This is a genomic window from Nostoc favosum CHAB5714, from assembly GCF_020829495.1.
Taxonomy (GTDB): Bacteria; Cyanobacteriota; Cyanobacteriia; order Cyanobacteriales; family Nostocaceae; genus Nostoc; species Nostoc favosum.
In genome coordinates this window covers 1-14,930 of the sequence record NZ_JAIVFQ010000088.1, presented here as the reverse complement: position 1 = coordinate 14,930, position 14,930 = coordinate 1, and the positions used below count along the sequence as shown (strand labels likewise).

The following is a 14,930-nucleotide window of genomic DNA, read 5'->3' as shown; positions in this document are numbered from 1 at the left end:
CTTAGTCAGCCGTTTCTAACCTGACATATTTGACAATAGGTTCTACAAGGCGTTTCCAATAATATTGAGGTTTTATTTTTTCAATATTGGCGGTTTTTATGCTTCTAGCTTCCGAATCAGAAGCTAATTTGAGTATGGCATCTTTCCATTCATCAACACTACTACCAGAGACAACTAAACCAAGATCATGTTTTCTCACAAGTTCACACCATTCATCTCCTTCATTCATCAATATGGGAAGTCCCGCCCAAATGTAATCAAGAACTCTAGTTCTTGCAGATATTTGAGTTTCAAAATTAGCAGCTTGACAAACAACACCAACGTCAGACTCTAATAAATAGTTACCTCTTTCTTCGTAAGGAACAGGATATTCATTGAAGAATACAGACTTATCCAAGGCATCTATTTCTACACACAAGCTTTTAGCTTTCTCTGCCATGAGAGAAGGATTACCATTAGATTGACGATAAGCAGGAAAGAATAGCTTGATACGTTCATCTTGTTGATGTGCTTTATGCACACCTTTAATTAAGGTTAGTGGATCAAGCCAATCCCAAATTCCACCCATCCACATGATGACAAAATCATCATGTTTAATATTACTGAATACTCCCTTCAGCACTGGGTGAGATTTTACTGGTGGTTCATCTGAAATTCCAAACCCAGCCACATCTATTAAGCTATAAAAAGCTGCATTTTCATTTCGTATCTGTCTGTTGATACGTCCAAGAGAGGTTAACATACCCAGCCAGTAAACCCGTTGCCACTCGTTACCACACAAAAAATAATCTCCGCGAAGCAAACATTTGCGAATCACACTATAGCCATGCTCAAACTCTTTCTGACCTTTTTCAATATCTTCTATATGAAAAGGTGTAACCATATCAACAATGATTTTTTTGTCGCTGGCTTCAAGCGTCGGGTAGCGTAGCAATATATCTCCCTGAACCATGACAAATTTATATTTCTGGGCGATATCTAAAACTTGTTTCTGGGATAAGGCCGAATACAATTCAAATCTTTCTCCCTCCAAATCTGAGGGTATAGGATGGGGTGTTGCCAAAGTAACTTTAAGACCTAGACTAGCTAATGCTTTAGCAATTTCCCAGTGTCGCATTCCTAAACCAATTCTAATTTTACCTAGTTTGTCAGGAGTAATAATTAGAATATCTTTTATTCCTACCGCCACTGTATGGTTAGTGCCAGTATAGCCGAGTTCGTAAATTAAGGAGTTACTGCTCTTTTTACCGTCAATAATTAGCTGCTCATGACCACTTGTGCGCGTACACCATAATGTTACCGCACTGCCACTAATACCTGTACTTGACACTCTGATAAAATAATTCTTTCCTTGTGAATCAGTTATAGGCTCGAATGAGAAAGTATGTAATTGGTTATCATCAAATAAACTTGCGCTTTTCGCAATATGTCTAATCGGCTTTTTTTCTCCGTCCAATATATCTATATACAATTGGGTGGTATTTAACCTTGCAAATGTACCAATTTTTAGACGAATATATGAAATTTTATTTTCAGCAGAAATTACATGCTGTTCTACGAACCTACCAGATATAAGTTCTCCTACTGTTATTTCTAAGCCATCTTGAGAGACTGTAGCACCATTTGACTTGAGCAATTTTTTGACTATGAAGTTAGTAGGAATTAGAAAATAATTGAATATCTTCTTAATCCTTAACAGTTTAGCTATAATTCGGTTAAATTCAACAAGGGCTTGGTTGAATACTGCTTCATATGTATCAGCTTTTTGTAAAAGTATGGCTTTATCCTTGCTGTACATTTCAAGTATGCGATCTAGTTTAGAATCAATCTCGCTCTGTAAATCTACTATAGATTGATTCAAGGCTTGTATTATGTGCAATACAGGCTTTTGGTATTCAGCGTCAGGGTTGTTTTTTAGAATAAGCTCTGTGAAATAGGTAATAGCCTTACTGTTTTCATGAAGTTGAAGATGAGCTATACCTTTGTTCCAATAGAGGATCTCTATCATATCGACTGGAAATTTCTCCAATTGAGCCAAAAGAGCATCAAAGACTTTAATTGCATCAGCTTGTTTACCGTTGTATAAAAGTGCCAAACCACCATATAACTTTGCTCGCAAGTACCAATTACCGGGATAGAAAGCGAAAGCAATTTCTTCTTCGACTTTACTCAAATAACTTGAAATCTCAAAATAATAAAATGCTTGATTGTAATCTTTATGATAATTTAAATAAATTATCCCTTTATAAAAGTAGTAATGTCCCAAGTAAGCGGGAGCTTGGGTTAAGTAATCTTCAAAAGAATCAATTTTAAGCTTCTGTAAAGAATTTTCATTTAATCCACTATCTTTGACAAAAGTATCAATTATCTTGGAGTAAACTTCTGCTTCTTCGTATTCGCCTTTATTGACTAACAATTCAAATAATCTATAGGATGCGCTACTGTAAATTCGATCTTTACTATTTGTGTGTTTTGGCTGAGAAATAATATCTTTTAAATAGTTTTTCAGAAAGATTGTTGTTCGAGACTGAGCATAGGTATAATCGATATTATCTGGTAATATATCTTCCTTGGATGCTAAAGCAATTATTCTTTTCTTGCCTGAAGAACCTTCGCATAGGATGACTTTTATATAATTAAAACCATTTCTGAATAAAACCATCTGAATTGATTGAGTAGAAAATAAGTTAAAATGGGAGCCTGGAGCATAAGCTTCAAGCCATTCTTGCTCTACTTTATTTCCTGCAATTATAGACTCAGCATTAGGTGTAGTTAATACTAGTATTCCTTCGGGAGCAAGATATCTAGCAATAGTCTGGATAAAAGCATCAGGATTTTGAACGTGTTCGATAGCCTCAGAAGTTGAAATAAAATTAAAATGTTGTTCAGGTAGAGTAGAATCTTCCAAATAATCAAACACTATGTCTAAGTTTAGTAACTCACTGCCTACTTTTCCCATGTTTGATGGTTCTACCCCTATAGCATCCCATCCTAATTGTTTAGCCATGTGTACAGTGAATCCAAATCCACAACCAACATCTAAGTATTTGATCCTAGTGTTTTCAAATTTTGGTTTTGGAAACATCGCCAAGAATTGTAATTGTGAAGCCAAAAAAAATAGTCCAGCCCCAACCTCAATGTAATGTTTTATATAAAGGGGAAAATCAAAGGGCATTTCCTCGTCAGTTTCAATATCTGGAGCAATTGATGAAGAATCCATTATTGTTCCACAGTTATTGCAAACCCAAAAATAACGTTTTTCATTAGATAAAAAAGATTGTAATTCTTTATCAAATTTTACATTACTACTTCCGCATATTCGGCATTCATGAATAGTATTTAAATCCATATTTACTCCCCTTATTTATTTTACAAATGTATTAAAAAAACTGGCAATTTACAATTCAAAATTAGTGATTAACTTTAATGACGAATATCTGTATTCACATACAAAACGTACTGTTAAAAGTAGTAATTTCAAGCTCTATAGCTCTATATTTTATGAAAATCCATATTTTAGCCCATTACTCCTTTTATTGTGTTATCTTTTTTATTTTGTTTAGTCTGGATTCACCTCAGAAAACAAAAAAGAGTCAAATATATAATAGGTAATTTTCCACCGAGAGGGAATCAATTTTTAACTTCCTTAATAACTGTAATAATCTCCGACTGCAAATTTCATTTTTTGATTAATTGATGATAAGTCACTAACTTTATAGTTTGATATTGGAATGACTCGGAAATCAAAACTGATTCGAGTGTAGCCTTCTATATTGACTTCATTACCATGTTTCAGCCCCGAATCAAATATCAAATACTCACCATATTCAACTTCAATAGGGTGAAAATCACCAGCATCATAGGAGCTTTCCATTTGGATAGTAGCACTTCCCTTAGCCTTTGTAACTGGAACCCAAATATTTATCTCTTCAATTGGATGGTTGTAATCACGATCTCTGTGGTACTCACCTACGCTCAGATTATTGGGGAGGTGTATTCTTAAGGTAGGAAGTTTTTGGTAAACTAACTTTTCAAAAAATACACTTGCCTCTAAGAATCCAATAAAACGCTCATAAGTTTTGATAAATGCTCGATCTTTTACCTTGCTTTTAATTTCAGGATCTTTCTGATATCTTGGGTCAATCTTATATAAAACACTATGAGCGTAAGTAGCTTGATCTTCTCCGACTCGCAGAATTTTATTAGGCTTTAAATTGTCTGCAATGTATTCATGCAGCTTATAATGTTCACTACAATTTAGTGTCTCTGAACAATGTTCAGCAAAAATCTCAGCAAATGGAAAAATATTTGTATCATACTTGCCGATGATAATTTGGTTTTCAATATTCAAGATAAACCCTCACCCTCACATACTCAGAATTTAAGTTAACTTCACCAACAAAATCTGATAAAAATGTAGATGATCGTATTTTTATTGTATAGCACTTATTCCTCTTTAAATAAAGATTATATAATAGGATCAAATAGAGTTTTATATTACTTAAATTTATTATAATAGCTATGCAATATTTACAAATTCCATGTATTGTTTGACTGTTTCTTTTGCACTTCCTGAAAACCGAATTTTACCTTTTTCTAACCAAATAACTTTCTCACAGGAATCAGTAATAAATTCCATTGAATGAGAAACAACTAAAACAGTAGCTTTTGCATCCCAAAAATTATCGATCCTTTGTTTACACTTATTTTTAAAACTCTCATCTCCTACTGACAAAACCTCATCCAAAATCAAAATATCTGGCTGTACATCTGTTGCAATAGAAAACCCTAACCTTGCCACCATACCCGAAGATAAACCTTTAACTGGTATCAAAGCATAATCGTCCAATTCGGCAAATTCCAAAATAGAATGCGCTCTTTGTTTCATCTCAGCCCTAGAAAAACCTAACAATACACCATAAAGTACAATGTTGTCCATCACAGAAATTTCTGAGTCAAATCCTGCTCCCAGTTCAATCAAAGGAGCTACTTGACCACGTACTCTTACTGTTCCATTTGTAGGCTGAAGAATGCCAGAAATGATCTTTAACAGCGTGGATTTACCAGAACCATTCGCACCAATTACGCCTATTTTTTCTCCTTTTTCAACTACCAAGTTAATATTTTCTAAAACTAATTTCTTTGAGGTTTGACGATATTTACCTTCTAAAACAGATAGAAGTGTTTTCTTTAAGTCATAGGAAAACTCTTCTTGCGTTCGTCGCCATAGCGAAACATTATTCAGGCGAATTATTTCCATTTATAGTAAATCCATAAACTGATGTCGCCACACATGAAAACAAGTCCATCCCAGGGTCAAAATAATTACGCCACTAAGTAAGGCGCCCCAAATTAAACCTAAATCTGGTGGATTCCCTGATAATGTAATTTGACGCAGACTTTCAATAATCGGTGCTAATGGATTTAAACCTAAAAACTGCCTTACCTGCGGTGGAACAATAGCTGCTGGATAAAATATAGGGGTACTGAGCCAAATCACAAATACAACTAACTCATATAAATAAGGTAAATCTCTAAAAAATACGTATAAAGCGCTTACAAGAAAGCCAACTCCTGTACAAACTAAAACTAGTGCCAAAAATGGAAACACCAACGCCAGCACATTTACTAGGCTCTTGGAATTAAGAAAAGTCATCAGCGCCAGTAAGGGCAATGTTCCCACTGTAAACTGAAATACATTTGCTGTAATCATAGATAGAGGAAAAACGCTTACTGGCAGACGAATTTTATTCAGAAGTGAGCCATTACCAACTACACTACTCAATGCCTGGGAGGTAGAAGCAGAGAAAAAATTGATGACCACTAACCCTGTAAACGCTGCCAATACATAGTTAATTATGGAATTGCCATAATATAAGGCGAAAGTCGCGCCAAAGATTGCCGTATATAAACCAGTCATAATCAACGGGTTCAGCAGCGACCAATATACACCTAAAAATGACCCACGGTAGCGCACTTTCAGGTTACGCGATACTAAAACATACAGCAACTCCCAATAGCGCCGCACTTGCAACCAAGTTAAATTACCTTTAGGCGAAATTATCATCCTTAGAAACTACCACACACAGCACAAACAAGTTCTTCGCAAATCTTATAGTATAAGAGCGCACGTTGTCGCATTAGCGTACCATTAAAAACTTTATTTTAAAACGCACTGTTAGATATATAAACTATTGATACTTTCTGCTCTAACTTAAACTCTCCGGATCAATTCCTTGCGATCGCAAATACTCTGCCAATCGCTCTGCACGTTGATATTCTTGTTCAGCCCGTTGATATTCTTGTTCAGCCCGTTGACGTTCTTGTTCAGCCCGTTGACGTTCTTGTTCAGCCCGTTGGCGCTCTTGTTCAGCTTTTTCTCCTCGCGTTGGTACCCAACCTGCTGCATTATACCAACGCAACCACAAACCTGTTGTCTGCTGATAAGAACCTTGCCAAAGACCCAATCCTAGTTCTAACTCTTCCAGCCAGAAGCGGTTCTCTGGTAAAGATATTGCCTCGTAGCGAGTGCCTATGAGTTGAAAAGCACGCAAACGATTTTCATAGCGATCGTAGACAACATAGTAGGGAACCCGCAAAATACGTTCATATACTTCCCACTTTGTTGGGGGTCGGTTTACTTCTCGCAGTGTTTTTCCTAAGTCTTCTTGTTCTGTACCTAGTGAAAGTAATTCAACTACTAAAAATGGAACAACTCCCTCTTGCCAAATGACGTAACTTAAGCGCAGGTCTTGCTGTTGGCTAGCACTAGGTAGTCCTAAAACCATGTACCAATCAGGACGCTTGTACCACAAAGTATGGCGGGGGTCGTAGTAAAGATTCAAGTCACTAGCAAGTAAAATTTCCTCAGATGGATAAGTCAGAGGCTGACAAGTCTCACTGAGCAAATCCGCTTGAATGCGGTGAAATTCATCTGGCAAACCGGATTCCCCTACTAATTCACTGGGTAAATCATACATCGTAGGCATGGTTTCTTGTGGCGGACGGGGTGGATCTGTTTGATACATGACTACTACCTTTGTTGTTTAACTCAAGCTATCTGGATTAACTCCTAACGATCGCAAATGTTCCGCCAACCGTTGCCAAAGCAGCTGTTCTTGTTCCAACCGCAATTGCGCTTCTGATGCCTGTTGCTGTGCCTCAACAGCTACCTGTTGCGCCGCAATAGCCTGTTTAGTTGTTGATTTAATTTTAAGCTGTTAAGTCAGGAGTTATTCTTCCTTATCTTCCTTATCTTTGCTGAATTTGTGAGAGCTGAGTCACGGATTCCGCTACACTGAGACTTGGTTTATCTGAATTGTAATCAGGCATGGAAATCGGACAAAAGGTTAAAGTCTTTCGTTTGCGCGATCGCGTCTCTGCCCCTGTTGTAAAAAAACTAGGGCAAGTGGGTATCATCCAAGGCTACAAAGTCACCGATGGTCGTGGGATCGGTGTAGTAGTGCTGTTTGACGACAACACTTCTACTTGGTTTTTTGAAGATGAAATCAAACCTGTGTAGTTGTCAAGAACTCAGATCCAAGTTTTTCTTGGCATCTGAAATTTATTGCACAGGCTGAGATTCTTTGTTGAGTGCTAAGTTGGAGTTGAAAAGATCGGCGGTGAAAATAGGAATCAAGTAATGGCTCTAATATTGACATTTTTGGGCAAAGGCGGCACCGCTCGTACCAAAATTGCGATCGCCGCCGCCAAATTATTGGCAAGTCAAGGCAAGCGCGTACTTCTAGCAGGACAAGCAGAACCAACATTGTCAATTCTGCTGGGTACTCCCATCGCTGCCGATCCCCAGGAAATCGCTCCCAATTTACAAGTAGTCCAGTTTCAAGCATCTGTATTACTAGAACGCAACTGGGACGAAGTGAAGAAACTTGAGGCGCAATATCTCCGCACACCCATATTCAAAGACGTTTTTGGTCAAGAACTGGTAGTATTACCAGGCATGGACAACGCCCTCGCCCTGAATGCTATCCGCGAATATGATGCCAGTGGCAAATATGATGCGATCGTCTACGATGGCACGGGTGACTCTTTAACGTTGCGGATGTTGGGTTTGCCAGAATCTCTCAGTTGGTATATCCGGCGATTTCGGCAATTGTTTGTCAACTCCGATTTGGGGAAAACGATTACTGAATCGCCCTTAATTCAGCCACTAATTAGCAGCTTTTTCAATGTCAACTGGACAGCAGATAACTTTGCAGGCCCCACTAACCAAGTCAATAATTTCTTAGAAAAGGGGAGAGCCGCTCTTGCTGATCCTAAGCGTCTCGTTGCTTTTTTAGTGACCAGAGGAGATCCCATTGAGGTAGCAAATGCTCGTTATTTATGGGGTAGCGCTCAACAAATTGGTTTAACTGTTGGTGGTGTTCTGCTTGTATCTACTGAGACAAATGCCAACCTGTCACAGGAATTTACCCCCCTACCTGTAAGCGTCGTTCCCGACTCGTCAACAGCTGACTGGCAACCACTGATAGACGCCCTACCCAACTTTGAAGCACAAGCGTTACAGGCTCCCAAACCAATTGAAATAGATATCCACAATCGTCAAGTACGCTTATTCTTGCCAGGGTTTGACAAAAAGCAGGTCAAGCTTACCCAATATGGGCCAGAAGTCACGGTAGAAGCAGGAGATCAGCGACGGAATATTCCCTTACCTCCGGCTCTCAGTGGCAGACCCGTTGCTGGAGCAAAGTTTCAGAATAATTATTTGATAATTTCGTTTTAATTTAGTTAGGAGTTAGGAGTGAGGAGTTAGGAATAAAACAATAATTCATAACTTTTAACTCCTAACTCCTGACTCTAAAAAAAATACGCTTTATGTCAGAATCAACTCCCATTACCCCAGACCCTAACCCATCTGAGGTATTAGACTCAGTGGCAAATAATCCTAGCGAAAAAGCGATGGCATCTGCCGATCGCAGTGCGAAAACTAGGCAACTGCTAGGAATGAAAGGTGCAGCGTCTGGGGAAACTTCAATTTGGAAAATTCGTTTGCAGCTAATGAAGCCGATTACCTGGATTCCCCTAATTTGGGGCGTAGTCTGTGGTGCGGCTTCTTCTGGTAACTATACTTGGACGCTGGAAAATGTGTTGAAGGTAGCAACCTGTATGCTGCTGGCTGGGCCATTAATGACAGGTTACACCCAAATTCTCAACGATTACTACGATCGCGAAATCGATGCCATCAATGAACCCTATCGCCCGATTCCCTCTGGGGCAATTCCCCTACCCCAGGTAATTATTCAGATTTGGGTATTACTAATTGCTGGTATTGCTTTGGCATTTGCGCTGGATGTGTGGTCTGGTCATGAATTCCCGACAATTACAGCGATCGCGATTATCGGTTCTTTCATCGCCTACATTTATTCTGCACCTCCCCTGAAACTCAAGCAAAACGGCTGGCTAGGTAGCTACGCCTTGGGTGCAAGCTATATCACCCTACCTTGGTCTACGGGACACGCTTTGTTTGGTGATCTCAATTCCACAATCGTAATTTTGACAATGTTCTACAGCTTGGCTGGATTGGGTATTGCCATTGTTAATGATTTTAAGAGTGTAGAAGGCGATCGCCAGTTAGGATTACAGTCACTACCCGTAATGTTTGGCATCACCACTGCGGCATGGATTTGTGTAGTAACGATTGATGTATTTCAAGGATTGATAGCAGCTTATCTCGTCAGCATCCATGAGAATTTGTATGCAACAATACTAGTACTGTTAATCATTCCGCAAATCACCTTACAGGATATGTATTTCCTACGTGACCCCGTGAAGAATGATGTTAAGTACCAAGCCAGCGCCCAACCGTTCCTTGTTCTAGGAATGCTGGTAACAGGTTTAGCGCTGGGTCATGCTGGCATTTAAATTATACTTCCATAGCCAGAAGCTAGGAGTTAGGAGTTAGGAGTTAATATACTTTTAACTCCTAGTTTGTATCAGGACATATCGTGTTGCAACTGATCTCTTTCCTCATTCATGGGATTCAACCTTTTTTAGTCCCCATTTGCTTTGTCGTTGCTTGGACTGTAACTATTCTCGCTGTTTTGAGTCTCTGGACGGCGGCGCGAGATAGTGTGACTACAGCCAAGCAAATGCATCAAATTCCTTGTAGTGGTTGCCAATTTTTTACCGACAATTACCGTCTTAAATGTACTGTACGCCCATCTACTGCCAATACAGAAGAAGCAATCCATTGTCCTGACTATCAACCGAAGACGAATCCTTATCTGTATTAGTTGGGGAGTGGGGAGTGGGGGAAGCAGGGGAAGCAGAGGAGTAGAGAAGAATAACTATTCCCAATGCCCAATGCCCAATGCCCAATCACTGTTGACCAAGTACTTCGCGGCGTGCAGAGCAACTAAATTTATTTATGGGGGTAAGCCGCAGGCGATTTTAATCGCCGTCCAAACTCTTCGATTAATTCACTAATGCTGATGCCACGCTCAGTCGCAACTTGATTCATATTCTTCCAGGCTGTAGGTGTTACAACTATTTGATGTCTTTTTTTCACCTCCGAGTGCAATATCGGGATATTTCTTAATCGCTTTTTATTTGTCATACATTTAGATATTGTGTATAATCTAGATCATAGTCTAGCAAGGTCTTTGGTGGTGATTTAAGGGTGTTAGTTCTGGAATATAAAGCGGTAATCAAGAAATCTCAATCAGTAGCAATAAACGAGGCTATTCGCACCTCTCAATTTGTGCGTAATAAAGTTCTCAGATATTGGATAGACAACCGAGGCATAGGTAAGAAAGAGCTTTACCAGTACAACACTCAGTTAAGATCAGAATTCAAGTTTGTTAATGATTTAAATAGCCACGCTTGCTAAGCATCTGTAGAAAATGTAGAACGTGCTATCAATAGGTTTTTTGATAACTGCAAAAAGAAGAATTCTGGTAAAAAGGGTTATCCGCAGTTTAAAAAACACAGCCGCTCTGTTGAATATAAAGTGTCTGGATGGAAGTTACATCCAACAAAACGCCGGATAACTTTTACTGATAAAAAAGGTATTGGTGAACTCAAGTTGTTAGGTAAATGGGATATTCATCAATACCCCGTTGAACTAATTAAACGAGTTCGGATTGTGCGTCGCGCTAATGGATGTTATGTGCAGTTTTGCGTCAAAGTGGATAACCAGCAAGATGCACCACCAAGTACATCAGAGATAGGTATTGACGTTGGCTTAGAATATTTCTACTCTGATTCTTCCGGCAACCATGAAGAGAATCCGCGATTTCTCCGCAAGGCAGAGAAAAATATCAAGCGGGTTCAACGTAACATTTATAAGAAGAAAAAAGGGTCATCTGGTAGAAGAAAAGCTCGTGGTGTTTATGCACGCAAACATTTAAAAGTAACAAGACAAAGGAATGAACATGCGAAGAGAATCGCACGTAACTTAACCCTGGCTAACGCTAAGGTAGTCTTGGAAGACTTAAATATTTCCGGCATGGTCAAAAACCACAAGCTAGCCAAAAGTATAACTGATGCTTCTTGGTACAACTTTCGCCAGTGGCTCGAATACTTTGGAAAGAAGTATGTCCGGGAAATAATTGCGGTTCCTCCCCACTTTACTAGTATTGAATGCAGTAATTGTGGTGCTAAAGTCCAAAAATCTTTAAGTACCCGAACGCATTCTTGCAACAAGTGCGGGTATCTAGAACAACGTGATGTGAATGCTGCCAAAGTAATTTTAAGTCGTGTAAACGCTAGGGTCGGGCAGATCCAAAGTAACGCTAGTGGAGACGTTCTCTCTACTTCTATTGGTCGTAAGACCTGTAAAAGCAAAGAACGTCAGTGATGCTAGAATCCCCGCCATTTATGGCTGGGGAGTGTCAACAATCTCTAACAATATCTTCAAAACACCGCGACTCTGAGCGTGTTCAAAAGCCGCAAGCCCTTCAATGAGGGGGTATGAAGCCTGAATGAGAGGTTGCACATCAACTTGTCCTCTGGCTAGCAACTGGAGGGCTGGGGGAAAGGGGCCACAACGGGAGCCGATGAGAGTGATTTCATCCACTACTAATGAGGAAGCATCCAGGCTGAGGTTGCCTGCATAAGTACTTTTAAGCACTAATGTACCACGGGGACGTAGGGCGCGACGGGCGATCGCAAATCCTTCTGGGTTGCCAGTACACTCTACTGAGATATCGAAATATCCATCTGTAACAGTGTCGGCTAAACTCGTTTTGATCCCCCGTGCCTCTAAATTAGCCAGTTTGTCTCGATGACGCCCCACAGCTAAAAGTTCACAGCCAGTTAAGGCAAGTGTCTGGGCTACTAACTGCCCTAGTTTGCCATCTCCAACCACTAGCACCCGATCATTTGGATGCAATGACACTTGCTGCTGAATTTCTAAAGCTGCTGCTATAGGTTCGGTAAATGTTGCTACTTCTGTTGGCACATTATCAGGTACTAAATGTAAGTTCTCCACTGGCAAACAGAGATATTCACCAAAGGCTCCATTTCGGTTGACAATACCTAGAACTGTGCGATTTTCGCAGTGAGTTGATTGTCCATTACGACAAAACCGACAATGCCCACACACAGCGTTGATTTCCCCAACTACGCGTTGGTTAACTAGGTGTTCTGGCCCTTGTACGACAACACCGACAAATTCATGCCCTAAAATACCAGTGTAGGGATAGTAGCCTCTAAGTAGTTCCAGGTCAGTGTTACAGATACCTGCACACAAGACACGCACCAAGGCTTCTCCCTGTGGTGGTTCAGGAATGGCAATATCCGTGCGTAGTTGCAACTGGTTGTTTTCGAGCCAAAGTCCTTTCATTTCTCTTCATGTCCTTTGCCTAATTATGTTGTCATAGTTGCTAATAATATAGACAAATGTCCAAGTTATTAGTTTGGAAGTTTTACCTTCACTGGACAAACTACAATGCCCTCTATCCCTTCTGCAAAGGCGTTAGGGACTGCTTTTCTCATTATGTTGTAAGAGCCATTTGTATCGGCATTTATCAACTGACCACTAGAAGCTTTATATAAGCCGCGTTTGATTCGTTTGCCACTAAAATTATGGTTAACGCCTTTTTTGTAAACTGGAATATTGTCTAAATCTAGAAAGCTAGCTTTTGAAGTGTATGATTCTTCACTTAGAATCACGTTTATTCCAGCAAGTTCAGCTTTGTAAGTAAGCTTGTTAATAAAAATAGCGTGAGGCACTTGTACAAAGTTTTGATTGTTTCGACTCAAGAGAGCAATTTCTTGCTTCCAGTTGTCATTTTTACCAATAACTAATGTACCTATCCCAAGGAAAACAAGCTTGTTGATTATGTATCGACTAGCCTTATGCAGATAATCATCAACTTTAAAATTACGCTTAGTAGATAATTTTTGCAGTTTTTTAGACGTGCCAGTTTTAACAATTGATTGTAAAAAAGCTTTCTGTTTATTAAAGAACTGATTAATAGATTTTAACGGTCTGCCATTTATCAAAAGCGGTTTAATTCCGGTTTGATTGAAAGTTACAGCAGCTAAATTATTAAGTCCTAAATCAACAGAGGCTATTTGACTATAATCTAAATCATTCTTCTCTAATTGCTTGTCATAAATTACTTCAACAACATAATGATCGAGTTTTGGAACTATTCTTACTTGAGCGATATTTGGAGCCTTAGTAGGAATAGATATATTAGTTTTACTGGGTTGAATAAAACCTTGGGACAGTAACGGCTTGGACAAAGCCTGTACAGTATAAACAACAATATTTCTACCTTCTGTTTTGTGTTTGTATTTTGGTAGTTTTGGTCTACAGAAAAATTTAGACGTATCTTGAAAGTATGACTTGAGCGCCGCTTGAAATGCTTTCCAATTACGATCCAAAATCATTAATATTTGTTGACTAACCTTAGCTGGCAAAGCTTTGTAGTCAACTGACGACTGCATTACACGTTGTATTTCATTGTAATTAAGATATTTTCTATCTTTAATAAAAGATTGTCTTATCAAGTAGTTAGCAGCGTTATAAAGATTTTTAGACAAGAAACATAGTGTATCTATTTCTTGATAGTTTTTGTGTGATTTGTGAATCACATGTTTTTCTACTAATTGCATTCATCCTCCTGCAAGCATTTAACTATGCATTCAGTTTTTCTTGTACGTCTCCTAATAGAATAAAGTCTTGCACAGAACGAAGTAATGATGGAAACAAAATCATGCATTAAATCATCAGTCCGTTCCGTAGCTAAATTAACTACTTCAATGTCTCGCCCTAATTGATTAAGAAGAACTTTTAAATAGTTAAATCCTACACGAGACAATCTGTCTTTGTGTTCACAAACAATTAACGAGTAATCATCTTTATGCAATAAGTCTATTAACTTGTGTCTATTGTCATTTACTCCACTGCCAACCTCTTTGACAATGCGAATAATTTGATAACCTTTTGCTGTACAATATGTTTCTAATCTCGCAGCTTGTGTATCTAAATTTGACTTATTCTCACTGCTGCTAACTCTTGCATATATAACTACACCTTTATTAGTTGGCTGATCTAATTTAACTATTACAGTACCACTTGGTAATTGAGTTGCATTAAGTTCTCCTCTTTGCCACATTCGCCAAGCTGTTTTATAGCTTACTCCAAGGGACTTAGCATAATCTGATAATTTCATTGGACTAACCTTGACTTATGTCTATAGCAGTCCTAAATCATTCGTGAGAAATTACCGTACTCATTGAGCTTAGGAAAGTCAAAAATTTGACCATTGATTGCTAACTCAAATAATGCCTTGACTACAGAGAAAGAATGACAAAAAAAATAGAACTCTCTAATCAATTTTTTAGCTTGTAGCCAAATATCTTCTACAGGATGAGAGTTGTGGAGCATTTGGCGCAAACCGTTTACAAGTTATCAACCATTGTTCTTTTTCTAGTTCTCGATTTAAAGAGTCTAAATA

General features: G+C 38.8%; 13 protein-coding genes and 2 pseudogenes. 5 read left to right on the top strand and 10 right to left on the bottom strand.

Annotation, left to right across the window (positions count from 1 at the left end; genetic code table 11):
- Window position 1: 1 nt before the first annotated feature.
- The 5 genes from LC586_RS31930 to LC586_RS31910 form a co-directional block, all read right to left on the bottom strand.
- On the bottom strand, window positions 2-3,349 hold the full coding sequence (locus LC586_RS31930) for a methyltransferase domain-containing protein (protein WP_229489465.1): 3,348 nt from the start codon (window positions 3,347-3,349) through the stop codon (window positions 2-4).
- 297 nt (window positions 3,350-3,646) lie between these two features.
- On the bottom strand, window positions 3,647-4,351 hold the full coding sequence (locus LC586_RS31925) for a hypothetical protein (protein WP_229489464.1): 705 nt from the start codon (window positions 4,349-4,351) through the stop codon (window positions 3,647-3,649).
- A 168-nt stretch (window positions 4,352-4,519) separates the two neighbouring features.
- Entirely contained in the window at window positions 4,520-5,260 is a 741-nt protein-coding gene (locus LC586_RS31920) for an ABC transporter ATP-binding protein (protein WP_229489462.1), read from the bottom strand.
- Entirely contained in the window at window positions 5,261-6,067 is an 807-nt protein-coding gene (locus tag LC586_RS31915) for an ABC transporter permease (RefSeq protein WP_229489460.1), read from the bottom strand. It abuts the gene before it with no gap.
- 142 nt (window positions 6,068-6,209) lie between these two features.
- Window positions 6,210-7,028: a Uma2 family endonuclease gene (locus LC586_RS31910; protein ID WP_229489459.1), complete on the bottom strand. Its 819-nt coding sequence runs from the start codon at window positions 7,026-7,028 to the stop codon at window positions 6,210-6,212.
- A 302-nt stretch (window positions 7,029-7,330) separates the two neighbouring features.
- Here LC586_RS31910 and petP point away from each other — a divergent pair, with 302 nt between their 5' ends.
- The 4 genes from petP to LC586_RS31890 all read left to right on the top strand — a co-directional run bounded on the left by petP (window position 7,331) and on the right by LC586_RS31890 (window position 10,253).
- On the top strand, window positions 7,331-7,522 hold the full coding sequence (gene petP, locus LC586_RS31905) for a cytochrome b6f subunit PetP (protein ID WP_109011400.1): 192 nt from the start codon (window positions 7,331-7,333) through the stop codon (window positions 7,520-7,522).
- A 120-nt stretch (window positions 7,523-7,642) separates the two neighbouring features.
- The gene (locus LC586_RS31900; protein WP_229489458.1) at window positions 7,643-8,743 is read left to right on the top strand and encodes a Get3/ArsA fold putative tail anchor-mediating ATPase NosAFP; all 1,101 of its coding nucleotides are present in this window, start codon (window positions 7,643-7,645) and stop codon (window positions 8,741-8,743) included.
- A 92-nt stretch (window positions 8,744-8,835) separates the two neighbouring features.
- Entirely contained in the window at window positions 8,836-9,882 is a 1,047-nt protein-coding gene (chlG, locus tag LC586_RS31895; RefSeq protein ID WP_229489457.1) for a chlorophyll synthase ChlG, read from the top strand.
- An 83-nt stretch (window positions 9,883-9,965) separates the two neighbouring features.
- A complete protein-coding gene (locus tag LC586_RS31890) occupies window positions 9,966-10,253 on the top strand; it encodes a hypothetical protein (protein ID WP_229489456.1) in 288 nt (95 codons plus the stop codon).
- 128 nt (window positions 10,254-10,381) lie between these two features.
- Here the strand turns inward: LC586_RS31890 and LC586_RS31885 are convergent, their stop codons facing one another.
- Window positions 10,382-10,576 carry a hypothetical protein gene (locus tag LC586_RS31885; RefSeq protein WP_229489455.1) on the bottom strand — a complete coding sequence of 65 codons (195 nt, stop codon included), beginning with the start codon at window positions 10,574-10,576 and terminating at the stop codon, window positions 10,382-10,384.
- A gap of 63 nt (window positions 10,577-10,639) precedes the next feature.
- On the opposite strand from LC586_RS31885, the pseudogene LC586_RS31880 reads away from it, so the two are divergent.
- Window positions 10,640-11,818: pseudogene (locus tag LC586_RS31880) on the top strand (RNA-guided endonuclease InsQ/TnpB family protein).
- An 18-nt stretch (window positions 11,819-11,836) separates the two neighbouring features.
- On the opposite strand, the gene LC586_RS31875 reads toward LC586_RS31880, so the two are convergent.
- From LC586_RS31875 to LC586_RS31860, 4 genes and pseudogenes are all read right to left on the bottom strand, one after another.
- Window positions 11,837-12,805, bottom strand: coding sequence for an MDR/zinc-dependent alcohol dehydrogenase-like family protein (locus tag LC586_RS31875; protein ID WP_229489454.1), 969 nt, complete (start codon window positions 12,803-12,805; stop codon window positions 11,837-11,839).
- A 68-nt stretch (window positions 12,806-12,873) separates the two neighbouring features.
- A complete protein-coding gene (locus LC586_RS31870) occupies window positions 12,874-14,085 on the bottom strand; it encodes an RNA-guided endonuclease InsQ/TnpB family protein (RefSeq protein ID WP_229489453.1) in 1,212 nt (403 codons plus the stop codon).
- Window positions 14,076-14,645, bottom strand: a complete 570-nt coding sequence (locus LC586_RS31865) for an IS607 family transposase (RefSeq protein ID WP_229489451.1) — start codon at window positions 14,643-14,645, stop codon at window positions 14,076-14,078. The genes LC586_RS31870 and LC586_RS31865 overlap by 10 nt, the downstream gene beginning before the upstream one ends.
- 32 nt (window positions 14,646-14,677) lie before the next feature.
- A pseudogene (locus tag LC586_RS31860) lies at window positions 14,678-14,930 on the bottom strand (IS630 family transposase); the annotation flags it as partial.